23 protein-coding genes are annotated in these 25,690 nt (G+C 59.7%); 6 read left to right on the top strand and 17 right to left on the bottom strand.

What is annotated here, in order from left to right; genetic code table 11:
* Positions 1-505 precede the first annotated feature (505 nt).
* Positions 506-2,047, bottom strand: coding sequence for an NFACT RNA binding domain-containing protein (locus tag ACZM8Y_RS02330; protein ID WP_482330456.1), 1,542 nt, complete (start codon positions 2,045-2,047; stop codon positions 506-508).
* A gap of 84 nt (positions 2,048-2,131) precedes the next feature.
* On the bottom strand, positions 2,132-2,494 hold the full coding sequence (gene dksA / locus ACZM8Y_RS02325) for an RNA polymerase-binding protein DksA (RefSeq protein ID WP_005025400.1): 363 nt from the start codon (positions 2,492-2,494) through the stop codon (positions 2,132-2,134).
* Positions 2,495-2,716: 222 nt separating this feature from the next.
* Here dksA and ACZM8Y_RS02320 point away from each other — a divergent pair, with 222 nt between their 5' ends.
* The gene (locus ACZM8Y_RS02320) at positions 2,717-4,897 is read left to right on the top strand and encodes a glutamine synthetase III family protein (RefSeq protein ID WP_337432386.1); all 2,181 of its coding nucleotides are present in this window, start codon (positions 2,717-2,719) and stop codon (positions 4,895-4,897) included.
* 495 nt (positions 4,898-5,392) lie between these two features.
* Here ACZM8Y_RS02320 and ACZM8Y_RS02315 read toward each other — a convergent pair whose 3' ends face one another.
* The 8 genes from ACZM8Y_RS02315 to ACZM8Y_RS02280 form a co-directional block, all read right to left on the bottom strand.
* On the bottom strand, positions 5,393-7,852 hold the full coding sequence (locus tag ACZM8Y_RS02315) for an STT3 domain-containing protein (RefSeq protein ID WP_482330453.1): 2,460 nt from the start codon (positions 7,850-7,852) through the stop codon (positions 5,393-5,395).
* An 81-nt stretch (positions 7,853-7,933) separates the two neighbouring features.
* Complete coding sequence (locus ACZM8Y_RS02310) at positions 7,934-8,155, bottom strand: TraR/DksA family transcriptional regulator (RefSeq protein ID WP_005025407.1); 222 nt, start codon at positions 8,153-8,155, stop codon at positions 7,934-7,936.
* Positions 8,156-8,437: 282 nt separating this feature from the next.
* On the bottom strand, positions 8,438-8,926 hold the full coding sequence (locus ACZM8Y_RS02305; protein ID WP_482330451.1) for a NanQ anomerase/TabA/YiaL family protein: 489 nt from the start codon (positions 8,924-8,926) through the stop codon (positions 8,438-8,440).
* Positions 8,927-9,082: 156 nt separating this feature from the next.
* Positions 9,083-10,291, bottom strand: a complete 1,209-nt coding sequence (locus ACZM8Y_RS02300; RefSeq protein ID WP_302554018.1) for an aspartate aminotransferase family protein — start codon at positions 10,289-10,291, stop codon at positions 9,083-9,085.
* Positions 10,292-10,361: 70 nt separating this feature from the next.
* Positions 10,362-10,844: a dUTP diphosphatase gene (dut, locus tag ACZM8Y_RS02295; RefSeq protein WP_302554017.1), complete on the bottom strand. Its 483-nt coding sequence runs from the start codon at positions 10,842-10,844 to the stop codon at positions 10,362-10,364.
* A 27-nt stretch (positions 10,845-10,871) separates the two neighbouring features.
* Positions 10,872-11,258: a hypothetical protein gene (locus ACZM8Y_RS02290; RefSeq protein WP_489501538.1), complete on the bottom strand. Its 387-nt coding sequence runs from the start codon at positions 11,256-11,258 to the stop codon at positions 10,872-10,874.
* Between the two features lie 331 nt (positions 11,259-11,589).
* Positions 11,590-11,916, bottom strand: coding sequence for a hypothetical protein (locus tag ACZM8Y_RS02285; RefSeq protein WP_482330448.1), 327 nt, complete (start codon positions 11,914-11,916; stop codon positions 11,590-11,592).
* A gap of 3 nt (positions 11,917-11,919) precedes the next feature.
* Complete coding sequence (locus ACZM8Y_RS02280) at positions 11,920-12,513, bottom strand: GNAT family N-acetyltransferase (protein WP_487480048.1); 594 nt, start codon at positions 12,511-12,513, stop codon at positions 11,920-11,922.
* Between the two features lie 42 nt (positions 12,514-12,555).
* Here ACZM8Y_RS02280 and ACZM8Y_RS02275 point away from each other — a divergent pair, with 42 nt between their 5' ends.
* Positions 12,556-12,747, top strand: coding sequence for a hypothetical protein (locus tag ACZM8Y_RS02275; RefSeq protein ID WP_487480049.1), 192 nt, complete (start codon positions 12,556-12,558; stop codon positions 12,745-12,747).
* Positions 12,748-13,246: 499 nt separating this feature from the next.
* On the opposite strand, the gene ACZM8Y_RS02270 is transcribed toward ACZM8Y_RS02275, so the two are convergent.
* Positions 13,247-14,065 carry a MogA/MoaB family molybdenum cofactor biosynthesis protein gene (locus ACZM8Y_RS02270; protein WP_337432390.1) on the bottom strand — a complete coding sequence of 273 codons (819 nt, stop codon included), beginning with the start codon at positions 14,063-14,065 and terminating at the stop codon, positions 13,247-13,249.
* 1,205 nt (positions 14,066-15,270) lie between these two features.
* On the opposite strand from ACZM8Y_RS02270, the gene queF reads away from it, so the two are divergent.
* Positions 15,271-15,783: a preQ(1) synthase gene (queF, locus tag ACZM8Y_RS02265; protein WP_482330443.1), complete on the top strand. Its 513-nt coding sequence runs from the start codon at positions 15,271-15,273 to the stop codon at positions 15,781-15,783.
* Positions 15,784-15,785: 2 nt separating this feature from the next.
* Positions 15,786-16,586 carry a type III pantothenate kinase gene (locus ACZM8Y_RS02260; RefSeq protein ID WP_482330441.1) on the top strand — a complete coding sequence of 267 codons (801 nt, stop codon included), beginning with the start codon at positions 15,786-15,788 and terminating at the stop codon, positions 16,584-16,586.
* A 300-nt stretch (positions 16,587-16,886) separates the two neighbouring features.
* Here the strand turns inward: ACZM8Y_RS02260 and ACZM8Y_RS02255 are convergent, their stop codons facing one another.
* Positions 16,887-17,132: a hypothetical protein gene (locus tag ACZM8Y_RS02255; RefSeq protein WP_487480050.1), complete on the bottom strand. Its 246-nt coding sequence runs from the start codon at positions 17,130-17,132 to the stop codon at positions 16,887-16,889.
* A 129-nt stretch (positions 17,133-17,261) separates the two neighbouring features.
* On the opposite strand from ACZM8Y_RS02255, the gene tilS reads away from it, so the two are divergent.
* Positions 17,262-18,317, top strand: coding sequence for a tRNA lysidine(34) synthetase TilS (gene tilS, locus ACZM8Y_RS02250; RefSeq protein WP_482330439.1), 1,056 nt, complete (start codon positions 17,262-17,264; stop codon positions 18,315-18,317).
* A 529-nt stretch (positions 18,318-18,846) separates the two neighbouring features.
* Here tilS and dxs read toward each other — a convergent pair.
* Entirely contained in the window at positions 18,847-20,775 is a 1,929-nt protein-coding gene (gene dxs / locus ACZM8Y_RS02245) for a 1-deoxy-D-xylulose-5-phosphate synthase (RefSeq protein WP_308771533.1), read from the bottom strand.
* Positions 20,776-21,052: 277 nt separating this feature from the next.
* Positions 21,053-21,961 (bottom strand): polyprenyl synthetase family protein, encoded by a 909-nt coding sequence (locus ACZM8Y_RS02240; RefSeq protein WP_302553952.1) that lies wholly within the window; start codon positions 21,959-21,961, stop codon positions 21,053-21,055.
* Between the two features lie 710 nt (positions 21,962-22,671).
* Between ACZM8Y_RS02240 and ACZM8Y_RS02235 the strand changes: the two genes are divergently transcribed.
* Positions 22,672-22,809 carry a hypothetical protein gene (locus ACZM8Y_RS02235; protein ID WP_487480051.1) on the top strand — a complete coding sequence of 46 codons (138 nt, stop codon included), beginning with the start codon at positions 22,672-22,674 and terminating at the stop codon, positions 22,807-22,809.
* A 102-nt stretch (positions 22,810-22,911) separates the two neighbouring features.
* Here the strand turns inward: ACZM8Y_RS02235 and ACZM8Y_RS02230 are convergent, their stop codons facing one another.
* From ACZM8Y_RS02230 to xseA, 3 genes are read right to left on the bottom strand one after another with little or no spacing between them, the layout of a single operon-like run.
* Positions 22,912-23,151 (bottom strand): exodeoxyribonuclease VII small subunit, encoded by a 240-nt coding sequence (locus ACZM8Y_RS02230; protein ID WP_302553954.1) that lies wholly within the window; start codon positions 23,149-23,151, stop codon positions 22,912-22,914.
* A 9-nt stretch (positions 23,152-23,160) separates the two neighbouring features.
* Positions 23,161-24,018 (bottom strand): M23 family metallopeptidase, encoded by an 858-nt coding sequence (locus ACZM8Y_RS02225; protein ID WP_482330437.1) that lies wholly within the window; start codon positions 24,016-24,018, stop codon positions 23,161-23,163.
* Positions 24,005-25,477, bottom strand: a complete 1,473-nt coding sequence (gene xseA, locus ACZM8Y_RS02220; protein ID WP_482330435.1) for an exodeoxyribonuclease VII large subunit — start codon at positions 25,475-25,477, stop codon at positions 24,005-24,007. The genes ACZM8Y_RS02225 and xseA overlap by 14 nt, the downstream gene beginning before the upstream one ends.
* Between the last annotated feature and the right edge of the window lie 213 nt (positions 25,478-25,690).

Here is a 25,690-nt window from a genome sequence, read left to right as displayed (position 1 = left end):
GCCTATCGTTTAATCCTTTGGAACTTCAAGGAAAAAAGCATCAACCGTTTTCTATAGGCTGTGTTTAAGTTTGTGGTTGATACAAGATTCCAACTGGAAAGGAAGAGTTCTTTGGAAATTATCTGGAGATCTCGCAACAATTTTTCAAAACTGGATTTCATGGAATGAACAAAAAATGAGAGAGGCCCACGTCACTAGACGTGGAACGGACTTTTATCTATTGATTTTCATTGAAAAAAATCATCAAACGTAAAATTGAACACAGCCTTTCTATAACAAAGTCAATCGATTTGCTCTAAAGCTGCACCAATCAAATGCGGCGACAGGACCTGAGAAAAAGGGTTCGGAGCCGTATCGCCCATGAGCCGCAAGAGCCGGGATAAGGGATTCGATAAGGGTGAAAATCTTTGAAGAGGGAGGGAAGGGGGTACGGGGGAAGGGAGGGAGGAACTTTCTCAGAAAGTTCCTCCCTCCCTTCCCCCGGTTCTTTCTCCCCCGGTTCTCCCTACAATGCCAACTTTTCTTCGAGCGAAGGATCCGGCGTGACGATGATGGCGGGCTCCATGCGGTCGATGCGGACGGTTCCGGGCTTCGCGCCGCGTATGGGATGGACGAACTTGGCGAGCGCGGCGATGACGTCAACCTGCACTTCGTCCTTGCGCCAGCTCTTCAGTACGGAAAGGATGGCGGCTTCGGAAACAGTCCGGGAGGGGATCTCCTGCGCGGCGTGATCCCGGCGGATCAGGATGTGCGCTCCCGGCCCGCCGCCGGTGTGCATCCAGAGATCGTGCGGCGCGGCGAGCTTGAGAAGCTGGGCGTTGCCCTTGGCGTCGCGGCCCCGAAGGAGCAGGAAGCCGTCGCTGCTGCGGAACGGCTGTACGTTCTTGGGCAGCTCCGGGGCGCGGAACTGCGGTGCGGCGGGAGAGGGCGCGTTGGCGGGCGTCGGCGCGGACGTTGCGGCCTGCGCCATGAGCCCGGCCTGCTCCGCACGGGCCAGATCGCCCTGTACGGCGGCAAAGCGGCCTTCAAGCATGGAAAGGCCGCGCTTGCCGCGGCTGGCCTTGTGGAACAGCGAGGCCATGTTTTCACGGACGGTAAGGCGGGGATCGAGGGCAAGCTCTACAGGCCCGCCGGGCCCGTCCAGCGTAACGGAGGCGTGCTTTTCCTCCGCCGAAAAACGGTAAAGCTGCGATTGGAGCAGGCGGGCCGCTTCCTGTGCCGCAACCATGCCGCTGAGCCGTTCCTTTTCGTTCTCCAGCTTGTTCAGTAGCTTGCGCAGGCGGTTGGCTTCGGCCTGATGCGGCTTGGCGGCTTCAGCGCGCGAGAGGGCCGCGATGCCGCGCAGGACTTGCGCTTCCCCGGCTGCCGCGCACGCACGGATGGCATCCTCGACCACCAGTTCCTCGCGGGGCGTGCCGTCGGCGTCACGGCGGCGTTCGGGCGGCAGGGGCCATGCGGAAAGCTCGCGCTCCCCATCGGCATTCTCATAAAGGAAAAGATCCCCGCCTCCGGCCTCCAGATCGAGGAGCAGGGCGGCTTGTTCGTCAGGGGGGAGCAGGGGGAGGGTGCGGCGTAAGGGGGGCGTGATGACCGGCCAGTTCCGCCAGCCCTCGCCCTCACAGGCTTCGGCCCAGCGCGCGGGATCGGGCCATGCCGGAGTTTCAGGCTCAGGCGGCGCGTCGAAACGCAGCGAGGGCCCTTCCCGCAGATCAAGCGTGAGCCAGCATTCGGCATCGGCGTTGACGCGCAGGAAAAGGCGGCGCCCCACCCAGTCGGGCAGCACGTCGATGATCCGGCGATCCGCAAGGTATTTGCGCAGCCGCATGATGTCGGCCGGCGGCGCGCTGCCGACGGGGATTTTATGCGTCGAAAGGAAAAGGAAGGGGGCCTTGCGGCCGGCGCGGATAAACAGAAAGCGTTTGCCGCCTGTGCCGTAGAGCGTGAACAGGGTCACATCCTTGGCCGGGCGGTGGATTTTTTCGATCCGGCAGCCCATGAGCGCAGGCGCAAGCTCGTCGCACAGGCGGCGGAACACATGGCAGTCCATGCAAAGCCTCGTGGGTTTGGGAGACGGGCTGTCCCGCCGAGGAGAAAGAGCCCGCCAAAGTGTGGGCTTTGGCGGGCTGTGGGATTACTCGCCCCGAATATTTTCCCCTTCCTCCTGACGGGCTTTGCAGTTGATGCAAAGCTTGGTCACGGGGCGGGCCTTGAGACGGGGGATGCTGATATCTTCGCCGCAGTCTTCGCAGATGCCGTAAGTCCCTTCGTCCAGCCGCTGGATGGCGGCTTGGATTTTGCGGATCAGGCGGCGTTCACGGTCACGGATGCGCAGTGTGAAAGCACGATCCGATTCGGCGGATGCCCGATCGGCAGGGTCAGCGAAGAGCTCGTTGCTGTCGGTGAGGTCCTCCAGCGTGGAATCTCCCTTGTGCTGCGCCTCTTCAAGCATATTGTTGAGGAGCGTACGAAAATATTCGATGTCCTTCTGTTCCAAGAAACTACCTCCGGCAGTCTTCACGATGCGGGCTGAACCGCATCAAGCTTGTGTGAGTTCCTTCATATACCTGAGAACACTAGGTTCGTAAAGAGGCGTAGAATCCTTTTCAGAAACAATAACGCGAGGAAAAGGGCTCTTTCGCCTCTTCCGTTCACAGGCCAGTTGGAGTATAAACACCCATCCCGTCGAAACAGCAATCCCCCCAAGGAGTACAGACGCATGAGCGGAAGCAACGCCCGCAGCAATGCCATCAGAGCCATTACCAGCTACAAACCGGATCTCGCCCCCCTGAACTATGCCGACACCAAGCCGACTGAAATCTACGGAAGCAACGTTTTCAGCGACAAGGTGATGAAGGAACGCTTGCCCCGGATCGTCTACAAGTCCCTGCGCAAGACCATCGAGCAGGGGGTCCAACTCGATCCTTCGCTGGCGGACATCGTGGCTTCCACCATGAAGGATTGGGCCATCGAGAAGGGCGCTACCCACTTCACGCACGTCTTTTATCCCCTGACGGGCCATTCCGCCGAAAAGCACGACGGTTTCCTTTCCCCCGACGGCAACGGCGGCGTGATTACGGAATTCAGCGGCAAAATGCTGAGCCAGGGCGAAGCCGACGGCTCCAGCTTCCCTTCCGGCGGCCTGCGCAGCACGTTCGAGGCGCGCGGCTATACCGCGTGGGACGTGACCAGCCCGGCCTACCTTATGGAAAACAGCAGCGGCATCGTGCTGTGCATCCCCACGGCCTTCCTGTCGTGGACAGGCGTGGCGCTTGACCGCAAGACCCCGCTCCTGCGCTCCAATCAGGCCCTCAACAAGCAGGCCAGCCGCATCCTCAAGCTGTTCGGCAAGAAGACCTCCCTGCCCATCATTTCGTACTCCGGGCTGGAACAGGAATTTTTCCTCATCGACCGGAATTTCGTATTCGGCCGTCCCGACCTGCTCACCGCCGGGCGCACGCTGTTCGGCGCGAAACCGGCCAAAGGGCAGGAGTTTGAAGACCAGTATTACGGCGTCATGCCCCGCCGCGTCATGAGCTGCATCACGGAAACCGAGCGCGAACTCTACAAGCTCGGCGTCCCCGTCCGCACGCACCACAATGAAGTGGCCCCAAGCCAGTACGAAATCGCCCCGGTGTTTGAGACGGCCAACCTCGCCATCGACCACAACCAGCTCATGATGACCGTGCTGAAGAAGGTCGCCAAAAAGCATGGCCTCCATTGCCTCCTGCACGAAAAGCCGTTCAGCGGCATCAACGGTTCGGGCAAGCACCTCAACTATTCCATCGGCAACGCCGAAGTCGGCACCCTCTTCGAGCCCGGCGAGACGCCGCATGAGAACGCGATGTTCCTCGTCTTCCTCGTCGCCGCGATCCGTGGCCTGCACAAGTACGGGGGGCTGCTCCGCGCCACCGTCGCCGCCGCTTCCAACGACCACCGCCTCGGTGCCAACGAAGCGCCGCCGGCCATCATGTCCATGTTCCTCGGCGATCAGCTCACCGATATTCTGGAGCAGTTCCGCGCCGGCAAGGTTCGCGGCTCCAAGGGCAAGCGCCTGATGAACGTGGGCGTGGATACGCTGCCGCCCCTGCCCGCCGATCCCGGCGACCGCAACCGCACGAGCCCCTTCGCGTTTACCGGCAACCGCTTCGAGTTCCGCGCGCTCGGCTCCAGTATGCCCGCCTCGGCTTCCCAGACGGCTCTGAACACCATCATGGCCGACTCGCTGGATTACGCCGCCACACGCCTTGAAAAGCTCTCCGGCGGCGATCCGGAAAAGCTCCACGCCGCCGTAGGCAAGCTCATTCAGGAAATTGTGGAGGAACACAGCGCGGTCATCTTCAACGGGGACGGCTATTCCGAAATCTGGCATCAGGAAGCGGAGCGCCGCGGCCTGCCCAACTACCGGACGACGCCCGAAGCCCTGATGGTGTACACCAGCCCCGATGTGGTGGATCTCTATGGCCGCTACAACGTGCTGTCGCGTCAGGAGCTCAAGGCCCGTCAGGAAATCTACATCGAACAGTACTGCAAGACGATCCGCGCCGAAGCGAACCTCGTCATCCGCATGGGCCGGACTATCATCTACCCCGCCGGGCTGCGCTTCCAGCAGGAACTGCTCCGCGCGTGCCTCGACATGCGCGCCTTGAACCGTGAGCCCGACACCGTGCTGCTCGACGACATTGACGACACCCTGCGCAAGCTCCGCGAGGGGCTTGAGCACCTCGAAGCCAATGTGGATATGAAGATTGAGGATCCCGTGCAGGAAGCGCATCACAAGTGCACCGTGGTCATCCCGGCCATGAATGCCATCCGCGCCCTTGCCGATCATCTCGAAACGATCGTCCCCGAAGATCTCTGGCCTCTCCCAAGCTATCAGGAGATGCTGTTTGTGAAGTAGGGAAAGGGGGACGCCATCTGAAGAAAGGGGTGCGCCGTCCCCTTCCTCAGCCCATCCCTCATCTTCAAAAGATGTTTCCGTACCGAACCCTATTGGTTGATGAAAGGAAAGCCTTCCCCGTTCAAGGGAAGGCTTTCTTTTGGGGAAGGCTCTGCCATAGTGTATGGTTGTTTATTTTTGCAGTATGGTGAAAATAGAGACTTTCTTTCTTTCTTTCTTTCTCTCTCTCTCTCTCTCTCTCTCTCTCTCTCCGACTTTCCCTCTGCTGGGCTCCGTGGCTGGGCAATTTTTCCGTTATTCCGTTGGAATTTCAAGGAATAAACCATCAACCGTTTCCCATGGCACAGCCTTGGGGAATCCGCGGATGGGAACTCCAAAACGCGGAGGCTGTGGGCGGGAGGAGGCAAAGGGCCGCCGCAGCCGACGGGCGAACCTTTGCGGCCCGCGGGCGTCGAAGCGGCCCGGAGCCTTTAGAGGTTCCTTTCCTGTCTGCCCCTACAATACCTCGTAAATCCTACAGAAGACGTTGTCGAAGATGAGCCGGAAGTAGGGGGCGAAACGCGGATCGCCGGGATCGCAGATAAGGAGCTGCACCATCATGGTGTTGTACATGCGGTCGTCGATGACGAGCTTTTCCCCGGTCACGCGGTTGAACATGAAATGCACGTTGCGGCGGCGCTCCATGTCTTCCTTCCATGCCTTGATGGCGGCGTTGTCGGGCAGGTATTCGGGCGGCGTCACGTAGTCGCGGTGGTCAAGCTGCCCGTCGGAAAAGACGTCGATGCTGGCGGCGGGGACGTTGACGTTGCTCCCCTTCATCACCACTTCGCCCTTGTCAAGGCGGTAGGAAAGCGCCTGCGGGACAATGCTGATGGCGTAGCCGCGCCCTTCCTTGGACAGGAAGTTCCAGCTTCCGAAGGTGGAAATCCAGAAGCCGAGATCCAGCATGTCGAAGCTGAGCACAAGATATTGCTTGCCGTCCGCCTGAATGAGCGGGTTGTCGGGGTTGTTCAGCCATGTGATCATGTCCGCGGCCTGAGACGCGGTCAGCCCTTTGAACACGTTGCCGGGGACATTTCCCTTCGCGGCGGTATATTTGATGATCTGGCGGGCGAAACGCGGATCGTCCGTCGCATAGACGGCTGCGGGCAGGTAGAGCGAAGGGCTGCCGTGTTCCGCGCCGTCGGCGATGGTATCGCGCCGCGCGAAGTGCTGCGTCGCGTACCCCCAGTCCCACCAGTGCCAGACCTTGGCGTCTTCGGGGGTGGCCGTGCGGATTTCACGCAGCCCGGCGGCATGGCGGCGGTTGAGGATCGGGCCGTGGGTCATGGCGGGCACGAGATCGGCAAGCGGCGGGACCACAATGACGAGCATAAGGATGACCGCAGCCGAACGGTAGAACAGGTGAGGCCCGATGGCGTCGAGCACGCGGGTCAGGCGCCAACCGCGCTGGCGCCCCAACCCGATGACGAACATGGCGAGGAGGCATCCAAGGATGACGAAATGGAGCCGTCCGAGGGAATCCCAAAGGTCGAGCACCGTTTCCCGGCAATCCGGCACAAGGAGGATGAGCCCGGCCAATATGAGGCAGGCGAGGAAGAACACCTTGCGGGTCTTTTTCGCGCGGACGTCGCCGAGGGCACAGGCCAGCCAGTCCACGGGGAGCGTCAGGCCGATGGCGACGATGGGGGCCCCAAACATGACCATCCGTCCGCCCATCTTGGTGCTGAGCAGGGCCAGCAGGGCCAGCGGCACGAGGAAGAGGGCCCCGGATCGGGCGCAGAGCACAAACACGAACCCAAGCAGTCCGAGGATGGCGACGGGCTGCCACGGGTGGAAATAGACCATGATTTCGGACAGCGTCAGATCCTGGATCTCGATGATGGACTGGGCCACGGACGGGAAGACCAGCGGATCGGTCGTGCCCGTCGCCACGGCGTCCCCCGCGCGTTTGAGATAGCCCTGTACGTGGTGGAGCATCGTGTTCAGCACGCTCAGGTCGACGAGCAGGGCTACGGCCAACAGCCAGAACGCCGCCAGCACGGCGGGGCGGTGGAGCTGCGCCACGAATTGGCGTTCACGCCCCACGATGGCGATGAACAGGGTCAGGGGGAGGATGGCCCCGGTGGGGCCCCCAAGCGCGGGCAAGGCATAGGCCAGCCCCGCGAGCAGGGCCGTACGGCGTTCGCCCGGACGGGGCAGCAGGAGCGCCATGCCGCCGAGTAAGGCCACGTCGTAGCGCACGATGTACGGGAACATGGAGTGCCACTCCTGCGACCACCAGGCCAGCAGCCCGCTTGCACTCAGGGCGAGGATCCAGCCTGCCGAGATCAGCTCGCAGGGCTGATGGCTCGGAGCGTCCAGCGCGATGGGGATGGGGCGCTTTGTCCATCGTTGGAACCACCGGAAGGGCAGGGCCAGGGGATGGCGCAGGAAATACATGACCCATGCCGCCGGGGCCAGCCCGATGAGCAGGGACAGGAAGAGGGTGATCAGGTCGGTGTCGGCGTAGCCGAGCAGTGTACGGGCGAGGAAGCCCGGAGAGAGCGAGGCGAGGATGCCGGCGCAAAAGCCGGCCTCCATGCTGCCCATGCACCATGCCCACAGGAAGACAAGCAGGGCCATGAGGCTGGCCATGACCGGAGGCAGCCAGAAGGCGACCTGTGCGGGCTCCGTGCCTGTGATCAGGGCGAGGATACGGAGCAGCTCGGACATGGGGTGTCCTGCGCCGAACCCGAAGCCCTCGGCTCCGGCAACCCAGTGATAGGCGTCATGCGTGGCAAGGAGCATTTCATTGCCGAGGCGATATTCCACATCCTGCCACGACGGCCATTCCTGAAAGCGCAGCAGGAAGGCCACGGCATAGGTCGCTATGCCGAGCAGAAGGCCGAGGAGCCAGCGCGGTACGGGGCCGAGGGGGATGTTCCTTGATGGGGGGGGCGGGGGTATTGTCACGGCGTATCCCGGAAAAACCGGCGTTCGCGGACGCGGGAAAGGGTAAGGGGGAGGTGACCTCCCCCGGATGCTGCGCGGGAATCAGAAGCCTTCACGTTCCCGTTCTTCTTGGCAGGCGCGGCACAGGCCGACGCCGGGCAGGGCTTCCAGACGTTTCTGGGGAATGGGCTCGCCGCATTCACGGCAGCAGGCCTGGCCGTCGATCCACTCCGGCCCTTCCCAGTACTGTGAAGAACGGGCGCGCTGGAGGGCGGTTTCGCGTGCGAGCCGTTCCAGTTCCTGCGCCTGATCGAAAATGTCCATTCGTGTCCTCTTTCTTTAACGTGAAGCAGGGGGAGTCCCTCAAGACGGGCCAGACCTTCCCCCGGGAAGGCCGCAGGTTTGCCCGAAAACCGTTCGCGTTGCAAGTAGTTTTATGAAGGCCGTGCCACGGCAAACGCTTGGCGCTCTATTTCTTGGCATTCCAAAGGGATAACCGATAAAGCGCCCCGGTCAAGGCCCCCTCCGGCGGAAAATCGGGATGGAAAGCCAATGTTTTCACCATCTTGTGGGGATAAGGCAGCCGTCATTCCATGACGGAACCCCTTAGGAAAGGCGCAGCGCCTCAAGGGGGATTTTGCCCACGCACTTGCGCAATGGGGCGGGTACCCCGTCCACCGCGATGGCCGGAAGGTGCGCGTCCCACGGAAAGAGGAGGGCAAAAGTGCCGGGCGCAAGCGTGACCCGGCTGACTTCCGCCGGGGCGGGCTGGAAAAAGCCTATATCCCGCTGGTCATCGAATGCGCCGTTGAGGGTGAGGCCCGTTGTGGCGGCGTTGAACAGCCATTCCTGCCCTTCCACCATCATCTGCACGTCGCAGAAACGCTTGTGGCATTCGTAGAGGCTGCCGGAAAGCGGGCGCGAGGTCAGCGTGGCGACATTGACGAAACCGTCGGCCAGCGGATGCGTGCCGTCCTTGAGTCCGGCAAGGGAGCCGGAACCGCCGGGCGCATAGTTTTCGAGCCAGCACATCATTTGTTCCCATGCCGGGCCGAAGCCGTAACGCCGCCAGTTGCTGATATGATCGACGATCATCCTGAAATCCTTATAGTAAAGAAAAGGGTTGCGGGGAAGGGGCCCTCTGGAAAGGCCCCTCCCGGCCTCCCCTTCCAATGTGGTGGACAGATTGCCTGAATAGGTGGAGAGGCGGGGCAAAGGCGCACCGTGCCTCTTATCGCAGAAAACGGCCCGCTATTTTTTGATGTTGGCGAGGATGTCTTCCAGCGTATCCGCGAAGGCGCGCAGGTCTTCTTCCGGGATGTTGAGGGCCGGGAGGAGGCGCAGGACGACTTCGTGGGACAGGTTGCAGATAAAGCCGCGGCGGATGAGCTCCTCCCAGACGGCTTTCGCAGGGAAGGCCAGCTCGATGCCGATCATGAGGCCGAGGCCGCGCACTTCCTTGATCGTTCCGGGGTGGCTTTCGCTGATGCGGCGGATGGACTCCATGAACTCGCCGCCAAGCTTGGCCGCGCGCTCGTCGAGATGGTCACGCTTCATGATCTGCACGACTTTGGCCGCCACGGCGGACGTCAGGGCGCCGCCGCCGAACGTGGTGGCATGGCTGCCGGCGACGAAGCCCTTGGAGACTTCATCGGTGGTCATCATCGCGCCCATCGGCAGGCCGTTGGCAAGGGCCTTGGCGCAGGAAATGGCGTCGGGCCTGAGATCGAAATGCTGGAACGCCCACGGCTTGCCGGTGCGGAACAGGCCGCCCTGCACCTCGTCCACGAGGAAGAGGATGCCCTTTTTGCGGCAGAGCGCCTCAATGCCCTTGGCGTATTCGGCGTACATGGGGCGGATGCCGCCCTCGCCCTGTACGATTTCAACGAGCACGGCGGCGGTTTTGGGCGTAATCGCGGCCTCAAGCGCGTTCAGGTCGCCCCACGGCACGGTCTTGAAGCCGTCCGGGATGGGCGCGAATCCGTCCTGGAAACGTTCCTGCCCCGTGGCGGCCATCGTCGCATACGTACGCCCGTGGAATGCCTTTTCCAGCGTAATGATTTCGTAGGCGTCGACGTTCTTCACCCGCTGCATGTAGCGGCGGGCCAGCTTGATCTGCGCTTCGTTGGCCTCCGCGCCGGAGTTGCAGAAGAACGCCTTTCCAAAATGGCTCAGGGACAGCAGTTCCTCAGCCAGCTCAAGCTGTTCTTCCTGATAAAAAAGGTTGCTCACATGGATGAGCTTGCGGGCCTGCTTCTCGATGACCTGGGCGATTTCCTCGTTGCAGTGGCCGAGGCTGGTTACCGCGATCCCGGCCAGCAGGTCGACGTATTCCTTGCCGTCGAGGTCGGTGACTCTGGAGCCTTTGCCGCTGGCGATGCTGACAGGGTAACGACCGTACGTCCGGCAGAGAAGGGATTCTTCGCGGGCCTTGATCGTATCGAGAGAGGAAGTGGTCATGATGGTATCTCCTGTCCGGCGGCCGCCGGAATGCTCATATAAGTACGACGGCGTGCCCTGTGAAGGCCGCCTAGTGTTTTCCCGTATGTCCGAAGCCCCCGGAACCGCGTCCGGTGGCGCCCAGCGTCTCGCATTCCTCAAGCTCCACCTGAAGGGCGGGCTGGAAAACGAGCTGCGCGATGCGATCCCCTCGTCGGAGCCGCCGTTCCTCGCCGGACGTATTGAGGAGGACGACGGTGATTTCGCCGCGGTAGTCGGGATCAATGACGCCGACGCCCTGCGCCACGGTCAGGCCCTGCATGGCTCCGAGCCCGCTGCGCGAATAGACGAAACCGGCGATGCCCGGCGTAAGCGGTTCGACGGCGATGCCGGAAGGGATGGCCAAACGCCCGCCCGCAGGGATGGAGGCTTCGTCTTCTTCAAGGCAGGCCCTCAGATCGAGGCCCACGGAACCTGAAGTGGCGTACCGCAGGCCTCCGGCCCCGTTCGCCGTATAGACGGCCTGCGAGTCCCGCAGGTACTGGATGCGCACCTTGGGGTGTGCTGTAGTCATGGTATGCTCCTTGCTCAAACCGCATCTCTACCGCAACCCGTCCCGCCCCACAAGGGAAAAGAGGCGGAGGGAAGGCGGAAAAGGCACTCCGAAAGGCTGGAACTCCCACAGGCATCCGTGTCCCCAACGGCAGGCCCGCGCGGGAGAAGGCCCGGTCATGGCGGGGAAGTTGTGCAAATAGGCGGCGGGGGCAGTCCCGCACAGGAGAGGGCCCGGCATGTCAACGGTGATCAATTTGACCACGGGGGTCAGGCAGTCCCGCGTAGGAGAGGGCCCGGCTGCCGCCGAAAGGCGGCCCGCGCAGGGAAAAGCATCCTTACAGCGAGGGACGGCCTGCGGGCGGCAGCCGGGACGGAAAACGGCGGGGCATATGCTCGCGCTGGTCAGCGGATGGGGCGGCAAGGGGGCCCTCATCTGGAATGGAAGGCCGTGCCCTGTGTCGTGTTGTTATTGTATGTAAGTATGTTAAATTATTGAAATAATCTTTTATAGTTTGAAAAAATAGTTTAATGGTTTCAATATATTATATATAACTGACGACACGACTTGGAAAATGGCTGATGCTCTTGGCTGTGCCGTAGAAAATGGTTGATGTTTTTTCCTTTGAAGTTCCAAAGGAATAGCCAGCAAAATGTCTTAGCTAGGGATTCCGCCAAGGGGAAAACTGGAGAAAAGGCTGTATGCTCACCGCGCTGTGGAGATGAAACAGCTACATACTATGACAGAATCAAATAAAATGGCTGTGTTATAGAAAATGGTTGATGCTTTTTTCCTTGAAACTCCAAAGGGATAACCGGAAAAATGCCTTAGCCGTGGATCCCGCCAAGGGGAAAACTGGAAAAAAAGCTATATTTTCACCGCACTGTGGAGATGAAACAACCACATACATAACAGAGCCAATGAAATACTTGCCTAACTTCTTTTCAAAAGGCAGTTCCACAGCAAACGGCTGATGCTTTTTCTTGAAACTCCAAAGAAAGAACCAATGAAATGCCGCAGTCATAGAACCCGCCAAAGAAAAAACGGGGAAAAAGGCCGTATTGTCACCATGCTGTGAAGAGGAAACAGGCACGTCCTATGACAGGGCCTTTTCAAAAAAGAGGTGCCCGGTATGGGAGATCACCCCGCCGACCTTCATCGTACCCGTTTCAGCCAATTGAAAGCCCAGCTTTTTGTAGAGCGAAGCGGCGGGAATGTTTTGCGCTCCCGTATCAAGCCTTACCGCTTCGCAGGAATGTTGCCGTGCCTTTTCTAGGGCATGCTTGACGAGGGAGGAACCGATGCCTTTCCTGGCGGCTTCAGGGCATACCATGACTAGATGGATGACCATCACTTTCTCGGCAGGGGCATGGCTTGGCCAGTCTATTGTTTCGTATTCATCCGGCTGGTTCCTGTCGGCAATGATGCTCCCCAATATTTTTCCATTCTCATCATAGACATACAATGCCCCTCTTGCCAGGGCTTTTGCCGCGTCCGCTCTTGTCGGATACACGCCCTCTCGAAAAACGGTGAAGGCTCCATGTTCCTTTTCATGCAGAAAGTGTTTCTGATACCCTTCTTCAACTTGGTTCAAATCCGCATCTGTTGCCTGCCTCAACATATCGTTTTCTCCTCTGTCTGATTGTCTGGGAAGATCGGCATGGAGTGCCGAAACCAAAGGCTGTGCCATAGTGAACGGCTGATGTTTATTGCTTGAAATTCCAAACAGCTAATGAATGAACTGCCTCAGCCATGGATTGTTTTATGGGGCTCTGCCATTAGGATGTGGCTGTTCCATCTCCCAGATTGGTGGACATACGGCCTTTTTCCAGTTTTCCCGTTGGCGGGCTTCATGGCTGAGGCATTGTATTGGTTGTCCCTGTGGAACTTCAAAGAAGAAGGCTGTGCTATAGAAAATGGCTGATGCTTTTTTCCTTGAAGCTCCAAAGGGATAACCGGCAAAATGCCTTAGCCGTGGATCCCGCCAAGAGGAAAACCGGAGAAAAAGGCTGTATTTTTCACCGCACTGTGAAGATGAAACAACCACATACTATAACAGAGCCAAAAAGAAAGCATCAATCATTTCTTATGACACGGCCTTTAGTGAAGGCGCTGTCAGCGTATATGGTCGTTTTATTTTTACAATATGATAAAAATATAGACTTTTTTCCGGTTTCTCGCTGATGGGCTTCATGATTGGGGCATTTTATCCGTTATTCCTTTTGAGTTTCAAGAAAGAAAGCATCAACCGTTTCCCATGACACGGCCTTTAATGAAAAGTATTCTATAAAATACTGTATATTCAATATATTGTAAATATATCAACCATATCCTGTGGCAGGGCCAAGCGGAAAAGAGGCTGGTATGGCTGTCGGCATGCCGTTTTGCCTGTGGGGGATGATTCCATTTTCCGGGGCGTCTGTTTATTTTCCACAATCGGAGGGATCGCCGTGCAGTTTTTCGAGGGCATGGCCGAGGGCCGGGAGGATGGCGGCGAGGTTTTCGGAGACGGCTTTGCGGCTGCCGGGGAGGGTAATGACGATGGTGCGCCCAAGCGTCCCGGCAACGGCGCGGGAAACGGCGGCGGTGGGCGTCTTGGCGAGGCTGGCCTGCATCATGGCCTGTTCAAACCCCGGCAGGCGGCGTTCAAAGAGTGGAAGCAGGGCCTCAGGGGTGGTGTCGCGGGGGGCGAGCCCTGTGCCGCCGCTGGTAAGGATGAGATCGTATCCCTGGCCGAGCGCCAATTCCATGACAAGGGCACGCAGCGCCTGCGGATCGTCTGGAATCATGAAACCCTGCTCGTGGCAGAGCGGCAGCTTGGCGCGGGTGTCGGAGGCCATGAGCGGCCCGCTTTCGTCCGTACGCAGCCCGGCGGCTCCCTTGTCGGAAAGGGTAATCCATGCCAAAGCCCAATGTTCGCGGCGTGCGGCCAGCGTCCGCGTCCCGGCTTCGATAGGCGTGAGTGCTTCGAGCAGCGGGCATATCTGGGTATGCGGGGCATCCAAGGCAAGGACGGAGGGGGGCAGGAACATCCGGCCCGCGACCTTGAGCCGGGCGATGCCAGAAGCGTCGTAAAGGCAGGTTCCCACGCGCCAGTCCCTGTTGCCGTCGGGAAGGGGGCGGGCCGCCATGCCGTGGGCCGGAAACGGCGTGGGTGCGGCGGTGGCGGGCAGGAAGGCAAGGGGCAGGATATCGCCTTCGGCGCAGGCGTGCAGGCTGAGGGTGTGGAACGTTTCGGTCACGGGAACCTCCTGTATGGTGCCGATGGGCATTAGGTGAAGGTGGCTGAGGAAAAGGAGCTGTACATTCGCAGCGGCGTGCCGTCCATCGCGGCATATGCTCCATGGACGGAGGCGAGCATGGCAGCCGAAGGTTTCCGGCATCAGGCGGGCCCTCCATGAACACGGAGGCGAACCCTGCCGTATTCAGCGTGTTTCTTTCATAGGCCGGTTTCTTTGTGAACGTAGGGGAACCTGCGCGGGAACCTGTCCGAGAACCATATATTGGAGCTTCCCTGTAAACGTAAGGGAGAACCCTTGCCGTCCGCAACAGCGGGACACAGTGAGAGGGGCTCTCTGTGAAGGTAGGGCGGTTCGATCCGTCGCAGTCACCCCCTTTCTTCTCTTGAAACATTCACGTTTTCAATGAAACTTATATTCAACCATCTTTTTTCCAGTTTTCCCCTTGGTGGGATCCACGGCTAAGGCATTTTGTCGGTTATCCCTTTGGAGCTTCAAGGAAAAAAGTATCAGCCGTTTTCTATGGCACAGCTTTTTTTGGGGCTCTGTCATAGTACATGGTTGTTTTGTTTCACCAATAGACTGAAAATATATGCTTTTTCTCCAAATTTTTCGCTGGTGGGCTTTGTGATTGGGGGATTTATTGGTTATTTCTTTGGAATTTCAAGGAAATAAAGCATCAACCATTTTCTATGACACAGCCTTTTTTTAATCATCGAAAAGGCGAATGGTTCCCCTTCGTCAGTTCGCTCCATGAACGCATGAGCGAAATCTTGTATTAGATCTGGCCTAGGCTACGGTTAGGGGCTCCCTATGAACGTAAGGACGAATCCCTTTCCGCGCCGAGGTCGAGGAGCTGGGTATTCTTCTCGGACAGGGCGGGCACACGCTCAGGGGGCGGAATCCGATGGGCCGCGTATGCACAGGTCTGCCGCTCTCCATTTCCACAATGAAGCCAAGCCATGCCGCGTATGGCGGGGGCCGGAGACATTCGCTGTTCTGTTCTCTTTTGCAATAGCTCATCTGGTATGTTGACCTGTTACGGCGTCATTTTCCATTGAAGGCGTGAATGTTTCGGAGGCCGCCGTCACTTGTGCGGCGGTTCAGCCTGTTGTATCCTCCCTCACTTTCACAGACAAGCGCGGAATGCTTGAGAGAGCGTTTTCCGTAGCCTTTGCCGGTTCAGGCCGGCCCCAAGGAGTTTTTGCATGACCATGACCAACGGCGGCGACCAGACCGCTCAGCTTACAGTCCTCGGCACCGGTCGCCTTCCGCAGCCCGAAGGCGGCCCGCGGGCCGGCCTTTTGGAAGTGTTCCCCAACCGGTTCCCGCATCGCCCGTATGTCGTCAGCATGGCGTTTCCCGAATACACGTCCCTGTGCCCCGTGACCGGACAGCCCGACTTCGGCACGATTGTGGTGGAGTTCATCCCCGACCAGAAGTGCGTGGAATCCAAGAGCTTCAAGCTGTATATGTTCGCCTACCGCAACCACCAGTCCTTTATGGAAAGCATCACCAATACCATCCTTGAGGATTTCGTGGAGGCGCTCGATCCGATGTGGTGCAGGGTGAAGGGGCTTTTCTCGCCGCGCGGCGCGACGTACCTGCATGTCTTCGCCGAGCATTACAAGAAGCTTGACGACCCGGCCAAGGCCGAGGAAGTCCGGCAGGCCGTCGCCGACTGGAAGCGCGAAGCGGCCCCCCATACATGGGATAAGTAGCCATGCACGCGCTGCTCATCGACATCGGCAACACGTCCCTGAAAATAGGCGTAGCGGGCATAGAGGGGCTTTTGGCCTCCTATACGCTGCCTACGGATACCCGGCAGAGCGGCGACGGGCTTGGCCTTCAGCTTGCCTATCTGCTCGGTCATGCCGGATTCGGCACGCCCGCGACCGGGCCGGGCAATGTGGCGCTCGACGGGTGCGTGATCAGTTCGGTCGTTCCCGGCATGAACCCGTTGGTGACCCATGCCTGCAAACGCTTCCTTGAGCTGACTCCCCGGTTTGCGCACCGTGATTTGCCCATTCCGCTGGAAAACCGCTATGAGCGGCCCAATGAAGTGGGGGCCGACCGTCTTGTCGGGGCTTTTGGGGCACGCCGCCTGCTGCCGGATGTCCGTTCCGTGGTGTCCGTGGACTACGGCACGGCGACGAACTTCGACTGTGTTACCGGAAACGCCTACCTCGGCGGCCTGATTTGCCCCGGCGTCATGTCCTCGCTTGGGGCGCTGGCGACGCGCACGGCGCAGCTTCCGCGTATCGCGCTGACGGCGCATGCGGACGTGCCCATTGTGGGGCGGAGCACGGTCACGAGCCTGAATCACGGTTTCCTGTTCGGCTTTGCGTCCATGACCGAAGGGCTGTATGCGCGCCTGACCAAGACGCTCGAAGGGCCGGTCGCGTTCGTCGCCACCGGCGGTTTCGCCCCGGATGTCGCCCGCGTTGTGGACTGCTTCGATCTCGTCCGCCCGGATCTCGTCCTCGAAGGGCTGCGCCTGTTGTGGCTTGAGTCGAGGGATTGATTGAAGATGTGGGGAAAGGAGGGGGCTTTCTGAAGAAAGCCCCCTCCCCTTCCCCCACGCCCCCATCCCCTCCCGCAAAGACTTTTACGCTTATTGAATCCCTGTTCGGAAGTACGGGAAAGCTGGAGGGCTGGTTGCTTGAAAATGGGTGAGTAACGGCGGGAGTGGGGGCTGTTTGGATGGTGGCGTCTCAGGAGGGAGCAGGCGGGGAAAGCCCTGTAAAAAGTAGAGGCTGTGTCATAGAAAATGGTTGAGGTTTTTTCCTCGAAGTTCCAAAGGAATAATCGGCAAATGCCTCAGCTATAGATTTCGATAGGCTGTGTCATAGAAAACGGTTGATGCTTTATTTCCTTGAAATTCCAAAGAAATAACCAATAAAATCCCCCAATCGCAGAGCCCACCAGCAGAAAATTTGTAGAAAAAGCATATATTTTCAGTATATTGCTGAAACAAAAACAACCATGTACCATGACAGAGCCTTTCGATAAAGGAAAAGCCGGATAAAAAGTCTGTATTTTCACCGTGCTGTGGAGATGAAACAACCACATACTATGACAGAGCCAAAATATAAGTGTTCCTTTATGTTAAGTGGGTTGGTTTCGGGGCAAAACGGAAGTCTGTAAAGCCGTAAGTAGCCCTGTATGGAATGGCTTTGAGTTGTTGGCGGGGCGTCACATGGCAGATAAAACGACGATGGCAGAAAAGAAAGATGTTCTCCCGCGCAGGATGCAGGACTTGCCGCCTGCCGGGGCTCGGTTGTGTATGGCTGTCGGGCGTTTTCTGAAAGAGCGGTGCGGTGCATCTCCGCGCCATGTCATCGTGGCTTTTTCGGGGGGGGCGGATTCTACGGCATTGGCTGTAATCCTGCGCTGCCTCGGCGTATCCCTCGTGTTGGCACATCTCGATCATCAGCTTCGCCCGGAAAGCGGGGAAGAGGCGGAATCCGCGCGGCGTTTCGCGGAACGGCTCGGCGTGCCGTGTATGGTGCGGCGCGTGGATGTGGAGGCGCTGGCGCGTTCGGAAGGGATCGGCCTTGAAGACGCGGGGCGGCGTGCCCGGTACGCGTTTTTTGATTCGGTGCTCCGATCCGAACGCGCTGAGTGGGTTGTTACCGGTCATCATCTTGATGATTTGAGTGAGGATGTGCTGATGCGGCTTGTGCGCGGTTCCGGCTGGCCCGGTCTCGGCGGCATGAAGGCCGTAGATCCGGCCCGGCGTCTTCTGCGCCCTTTGCTTGGGACGCCACGGGCGGAGCTGGAGGCTTTCCTCCAATCTCTCGGTGTGGATTGGATCGAAGACGCTTCGAACCGGAGTGACGCATTCCGGCGCAACCGTATGCGCAATCATGTCATTCCATTGTTGAAGGCGGAAAACCCTTCTTTTTCCCGTTCCGTGCGTACGCTTTGGGAGCTTGCCCGTGAGGACGGGCAGTATTGGGACGAGGCGCTTGCCCCGGTGTTCGCGCAGCTCAGGGAGGAAAACGGCAGCCTCCTGTTGCCGCGTGCGGCCTTTGTCTCATTGCCGCGTGCGGCGCGCCTGCGCGTATATGCCGGATTGTTCCACCGTTTTGGACGCGGACAGGCGCAGTCCGAAACGCTGTTCCGTCTGGATGAAGCCGCCGTTTCCTCGCGCAGCCGGAAGGTTTTTCAATTCCCCGGCGGTGTATGCATAACGACGGATGGTGACGGGGTGTTGATGAAGGCCGGGAGAGGGGAGAAAAAACTCTTTTGAAGAAAGGGATTCCTTTCTTTCTTTCTTTCTTTCTTTCTTTCTTTCTTTCTTTCTCTCTCTCTCTCTCTCTCTCTTCATTCACTTTCGGTTTTTCCTGTCCTCCCATCTTTCTAAAATGTTTGGCCTTGTCACAGTATGGGATTATTTCATCTCTGTCGTGCGGTGAAAATACGGCCTTTTTCTCCAGCTTTCCCATCGGCGGAATCCATAGCCAAGGCATTTTGCTGGTTATCCATTTGGAACTTCTGGAACTTCAAGGAAAAAGCATCAGCCGTTTCCTATGGTACAGCCAACCTTTTGTCGCTATTACCCCTCGCATTGGCCTTCCCAACCAACGAACAAAGCCGCCTGAACGCATTCCGTTCAGGCGGCTTTGTTGCTTCTTTGTCAGAAAAGTTCTTTCCCTTTTGGCAGGAGTGGCCCTCGCTGCGCACCTTTCCACCAGCCGAACGCCTTGGGAAAGGAGGGGAAGGAGTAGGGACGCAGGGAGGGCCTCACCCCAAAAGTGCCTTTTTTTGTCTCAACAAGTTCATTGCTCTTCCAGCAACGCCTTTAATGTCAAATAGATCCCCTCGTCATCAAGGCCAAGGCGGTGGCGGAGCTGGGCTTGCGTGCCGTGCTCCACAAACGCGTCGGGCAGGCCGATGCGCTTGATGCGCTGCCCGTGCAGGGCCCCGTTGTCGACGAGGAGTTCCAGCACGGCGGAAGAGAAGCCACCGGCAAGGGCGTTTTCCTCGGCGAACAGGATGCGGTCAAAGCGGCTTGCCATATCGAGAAGCTGCTTTTCAGGCAGGGGCTTGATCCAGCGGGCGTCGAACACGGCCACGCTGCGGCCCGTCTCGGCGAAAAGCCTTTCGGCGGCGTTCTGTGCCGCGACCACCATGCTCCCTACCGCAACAACCACGGCATCCGTGCCTTCGCGGAGCAGTTCGCCCTCGCCGAGGGGAAGGGGCGGCAGGGAAATCAGCGGTTCGGCGTTGGGCAGGGGATGGCCGGGAGCGGAGCCGCGGGGATAACGGATGACCAGCGGCTGACCGAGGCTCAGGGACGTGATCAGCGCGGCCTGCAATTCGGGCTCGTCGCGGGGGGCGAGTATCTTGATGTTCGGGATGTGGCGGAGGAAGGAAAGATCGAACGCCCCGTGATGCGTGGGGCCGTCTTCGCCCACCAGCCCCGCCCGGTCAAGGCAAAGCGTCACGGGCAGCTTCTGAATGCACACGTCATGGATGATCTGATCATAGGCGCGCTGAGTGAAGGTGGAATAGATTGCCACAAAGGGACGGTAGCCTTGCGAGGCGAGGCCCGCCGCGAAGGTGACGGCGTGCTGTTCGCAGATGCCCACATCCGTGAAGCGGGCGGGAAAACGGGATTTGAAATGCCCCGTTCCCGTGCCGCTGGACATGGCGGCGGTCACGGCCACGATGCGGTCGTCCTCTTTGGCGAGCCGGCAGAGGGTTTCCCCAAAAACGTCGGTATAGGTCGGGGGCGCTCCGGCTGGTTTGGGCTGCGTTTGGCCTGTGGCGACGTCGAACTTGCCGAGCCCGTGGAACTTGGAAGGCTGGGCCTCGGCGGGCGGGTATCCTTTCCCCTTGCGGGTGAGCACGTGCAGCAGAACCGGCTGATCGTCGATGGAAGCCGCCATTTTCAGATGGCGTTCCAATTCTTCGATATTATGCCCGTTCACCGGGCCGATGTAGTTGAAGCGCAGGGCCTCGAAAAGCATGCCCGGCGTGAAGACGGTCTTGAGGCTGCGGTGCGTGCGGTGGGCGTATTCCGCCATTTCGTCACCGATGCCGGGGATGGACTTGAGCCAGTCCTTGACTTCCCGGCGTACCCTGCGCGCCCAGCCGCGCTCCATGTTGCGGCTGAGGAAGAGGGACAACGCCCCGACATTGTGGGAGATCGACATCTCATTGTCGTTCAGGACAACAATAAGGCGCCGCCCCATGTCGCCCGCTTGGTTCAGGCCTTCAAAGGCCAGCCCCCCGGTGAGGGAGCCGTCTCCGATGACCGCGAGCACATGATTTTTCTTTCCCGCCAGATCCCGCGCCATCGCCATGCCGAGGGCCGCGGAAACGGATGTCGAGGAGTGCCCGACGCCGAAATGATCGAACGGGCTTTCCTCGATTTTCGGAAAACCGCTGATGCCTCCAAGCTGGCGCAGCGTATGGAAGTTTTCCGACCTTCCGGTCAGCAGCTTCCACGCGTAGCTCTGGTGCCCCACATCCCAGACGAGCTTGTCTTCCTCAGGGTTGAATACGGAAAGAAGCGCGAGCGTCAGTTCGACGACGCCGAGCGAGGGAGCCAGATGCCCCCCGTTGGCGGCAACCGTGCGGATAATGGTCTGGCGCAGTTCCGTCGCCAAGATTTGCTTTTCGGCGAGGGACAGATCCGCCACCATGGAAGGGTGCGTGATGCGGGCGAGAAGGGGAGGAAGGGGGCTATCCGTTTCGTTCATGAAGAGTGCGTTCCTGTGGTCTGGGCAGGTTGCCGGGGCTTGGGCGGGGTTGCCTGCTTTGTGGTGTGCGGAACTCCCTGTATAGCTCTGCCTCATTGAATTGGCAAACGGGCCTTAGAGGGGAAACTTTCGCACTTTTAATGAACCATGTATTCAACTATATGAAACTTAAAGTGAATTTTTGAGAAAACCATTGAAAAGGCGAATGCCCCTTATAGGGGGGCGGCGTCCCCGCTGCGGGACGGGGACGTTTTGATCCGCCGTTTTTTCAGGGCCGTTATTTCTTGCGCGTCACCAGCATCAGCGCGAGTCCCTTGAGGAATGCGGCATCCTGCCCGGAGAAGGCGCTCAGGCTCTCAACGGCTTTTTCGGCGAATTCCTGCGCCAATTCGCGGCTGCGGTCGAGCCCCATGAGCGAAGGGTATGTCGTCTTGCCCATTTCGGCGTCGCTTCCGGCGGGTTTTCCGAGCGTGGCGGTATCGGAGGTTTCATCAAGGATGTCGTCAACAATCTGGAAGGTGACGCCGAGCGCCTCGCCGTAGGCGCGCAGGCCGGCAATATCGGATTCCGAGGCCCCGGCGAGGAGGCCGCCGCTGACGCAGGCCACGCGGAACATGGCCCCGGTCTTGAGGGCATGGAGCGTTTGCAGGGTTTCCAGCGGCACGTCCGTTTTCCCGGTGCAGCCCATATCGAGGATCTGCCCGCCGACCATGCCCGCGGAACCGGCGGCGGAGGAGACGGACGCCAACGCCTCAAGCACCCGCCCGGCGGGAATATCCTTCACGGTGGAGGCCATAAACCCAAAAGCGTCGGTCAGCAGGGCGTCGCCCGTAAGGATGGCGGTGGCTTCATCAAAGGCCTTGTGGCAGGAGGGGCGGCCCCGGCGCAGATCGTCGTCGTCCATTGCGGGCAGATCGTCATGGATGAGGGAATACGTGTGGATCATTTCCAGCGAGGCGGCGAAGGGCATCACCGCTTCGGCGCTCAGGCCGAACAGGGCGGCGGTGGACAGGCACAGCACAGGGCGGAGGCGCTTGCCGCCCGCGAGGAGGCTGTAATACATGGCTTCCTTGAGTCGCCCCTGCATGGGAATGGCGTCGAGGCAATGCTGAAGGTACGCCTCCACCTGCGCGCCGCGTTCGGTGAGGATCGTCTTGACCTGCTGGGAATCGTAAGGGGTGATCATAAATGGATCCTTTATGTGGTTTTCTCGGACGGGGAATCATCCTGACGGCATACGTGAGGCCGCATCGTTTCCAGTGCCTTCCGTTCTCCGGTTCCAAGGCGTGTGTGATCAGCGGAGCGGGCACGCGGACGAGGGCAAAGAAGAACACAGGAAAGGCCTTTTGTCAGCACCTTCCGGTTTGTCACCGCTTATCTTTGTCCCCGTTCATCGGAGCGCCGTACCTTTTTCGCCAACCCTCCGGCTGCCCGGCTTCCGCCCGGCGGCATTTCCGCAGCTCCCCTGCCGCCGGAGTTCCACGGGAGGGGCTTTTTTACAAGGCCCTGCCATAGCATTTGGCTGCCGCCATGTTGCACGAGCCTGTTTTATGGCTCCGATATGGAGGATAGCTGTTTTAGGCTGTGTCGTCATTTGTATGTAATTATTTGAAATTATTGAAAATAATCTTTTTGTGCCTTAAAAATAGTTAAATGCTTTCAATAGATTATATCTGGATGACACGGCCTAGGCTGTGCCCTGGGAAATGGTTGATGCTTTTTCCTTGAAGTTCCAAAGGAATAAACGGCAAAATGCCTCAGCTATGGATTCCGCAGCTATGGATTCCGCCAATGGGAAAGTTAGGTAAGATCCCTGTATTTTTCAATATGTTGCTGAGATGAAGCAACCACATGCCATGACAGAGCCTTGTTTCATCCCCACAATATGCTGAAAACATGGCCTTTTTCTTCAGCTTTTCCGCTGCGGGCTTCATGGCTGGGGCCTTTATCGGCTATCCCTCTGGAACTGGGAAAGCATCAGCCGTTTCCTATGATCCGGCCTGTTTTACCGATCTTCCCGAAGGCATCCGCTGACGGGGCCAACGGCAAAAGGTTTTCCCCAGCATTTGCCTCGCACGGCACAAAAGGGAAGCTCGATCTTGGGGTTCCCGCTGCAAAGGGCTTCTTCTCCGGCTCCTATTCCCCTTCCTCATCGAGCTTCTTTTCGTCAAAAGGCTCCAGGCCTTCCCCGGTGAGAAGGCGGACTTCATTGCGGGCTTTTTCCAACTGCTCGCGGCAGGAACGGGAGAGCGTCAGCCCTTCCTTGTACAGGCGGACGCTGTCCTCAAGCGGGAGCTCGCCGTTTTCCAGCGCGGCAACGACTTCTTGAAGGCGGCGCAGCCGATCCTCGAAGGACGGGGTTTTCTTGGCGGCCATGCGGGGCTCCTACTGTTTGGGGACAAGGGAAAGGGGATCGACGGCGACGCCGAGGATATTGAGCCCAAGATGCAGGTGAGGACCGGTCACGCGCCCGGTCGCACCTACGAGGCCGATCTGCTGCCCGGCCTTGACCATCTCACCCGGCTTCACATCAATGCGGGACATATGCGCATAGGAACTGATGACGCCCTGCCCGTGATCGAGGTAAACGGTGTTCCCCGCAAAATACATATTCTGGGCGATGACCACCTTGCCGTCGGCCATAGCCTTGATCGGCGTGCCTTCCGCGCCGCGCAGATCGACGCCGCGATGGTAGGAGCGGAGCTCACCGTTGAACATCCGCCTGCCGCCGAAGGCGCTGGTCACCACGCCGGGAACGGGACGCTGGAATTCGCCGCGCCAGTAGCGCTCCGGCGTCACGCGGTTGAGAGCCTCGCCGGACTTCTTGCGTTCGGCGTTGATGCGCTTCATGGATTCCTTGGGCGGGTTCACGAAGGTTTTCTTGACCGAAATCTTCTGTTCGGGCCATTTGACTTTGAGGACTTTCACGGTGGCCTTTCCGGTCAACGTCCCGGCGGTGGCCTGTACGATCAGATCTTTGTCAGTGTTGACGGGCACGGGAAGCAGGGCTTCGGCGATGCGGTGCCCGCCGTCCGCCACCGTGGGCGCGGCAATGTGTTTGCCCAGCCATGTGAAGGTGAGCTGGGGAAGTTGCTCGTCGATGACGACGCGGACTTTGACGGCGGAACCCTGTTTGGCTTCCTCCGGGGCGTGGATGGTCAGCGATGCGGCCAGCGCGCCGCCGCACAGAAGCAGCGTCAGGCATGCGGACAGCAAAGCGATACGGCAGTTACGGGATATCATGGGATTCTCCAGTTGCGCGGACGGCGGTCACGCGGGTATCCACTTCGCCGCCGCGGATTTTGACGGTCAGGGATGCGCCCGGCTGCACATCCCGAATGCTGCGGACGAAATGGCCGTCCGCCGTAAAAGCATAGGCATAGCCCCGCTCCAGCGGCCCTTCGGGGTCAAGCCCGCGGAGCCGCAGCTCGTGGCGTTCCAGTTGGCGCTCCAGCCCTTCCAACTGCCGGGCAAAGCGCTTTTCCAGACGGGAAGAGGCCGTGTCCAGCCGCCCCCCGATCTGCCCAAGCCGCAGCGCTTGCGCCTGCCGCAGGCGGCGGGCCAAGGCCGCCGTTTGCTCCAGCCGGGCGTCCAGCACACGGGATTCCGCATAGCGGGAGATTCCGGCTTCCAGAAAACGCAGCCGCGCATCAGCCCGCTCCAGCTTCTGTTCCAGCGCAAAATCCAACCGGCGGGCAAGGGCGCCGAACCGCTCTTCAAGCCGGGCAAGGCCGCGTTCCGGCGAAAGCCACGCCAGAGCCCTGCCCAGCGTATCCAGCCGCTGATCGGCCTGGGAAAGCCTCCGCCCGGCGGCTTCCAGCAGGCCCGCCTCCAGATCGTCCACAAGCTGCGCATACCACTGGCGTTCAGGCCAGAGAAGCTGTGCGGCGTGGCTCGGCGTCGCGGCGCGCAAGTCCGCGACCATATCGGCGATGGAGGTATCGATTTCGTGCCCGATGCCCGCCACGACCGGGATGCGGGAGCGGTATACGGCATCGGCTACGCGTTCGTCGTTGAAGGCCCACAGGTCTTGGAGCGAGCCCCCGCCCCGGATGAGCACGAGCACGTCGGCCCAGCCGCGCCGGTTTTCGTCGTCCAGCGCCTCCGCTATGCGGGGCGGGGCGTCGTCGCCCTGCACGGGGACGGGGTGGATGCGGATTTCGCAGCCGGTGCCGCGTTCCCCGGACAGCCGCAGGAAATCCCGGATGGCGGCGCCGGAAGGGGCCGTGATCACGGCGACGCGGTGCGGGTGTTCGGGGATGGGACGTTTGCGTTCGAGGCTGAAATAGCCTTTCTCCGCCAGCTTGCGCTTGAGGGCTTCCAGCGCCAGATGAAGCTGGCCTTCGCCGCTGTCCTGCGCGAGCTCGACCACAAGCTGATAGCCGCCGCGCGGCGCGTACACGGTAAGGCGTCCCGCGCAGATGACCTGCTGGCCGTTCCTCAGCGTCCCGGCGAGGCTCAGCCGCGGGCCGTCCTCGAACACTTCCCCGGTCAGGGGGTCGAACGTCTCGCGTTCTTTCTGGCTGCCTTTGAACCAGACGGCCTGAAGCAGGGCGTTTTCGTCCTTCAGGGAAAAATAGATGTGCCCGGACGAGGGCCGGGACACGTTCGTGACCTCGCCGCGCACCCAGACGTAGGGGAAGCCGTTTTCCACGGCATCCTTGATTTGTGCGGTCAGTTGGCGGACGGTGAGGATGGACATGAGAGGATGATGCCTCCGGCGGACAGGGCTCCGCCCTGTACCCGCAAGGGGCGAGCCGCCCCTTGACCCGGCACGTTGTGGGCCGGGGCGGGATGGTGGTTGTTTCGTTCGCCCGGTATCGAGCTTTATGCGGCATGGCGATGAAACGGCAAGGCCGATTCATCGCCATGTGGAAAAAATTCCTTGCCCCATCCTTGGTGTTTTCTTTGCCTC

The sequence above is a fragment of the Bilophila sp. genome, assembly GCF_057864385.1.
The sequence above is the reverse complement of the archived record's forward strand: the minus strand, read 5'-3'. Positions and strand labels throughout refer to the sequence as shown.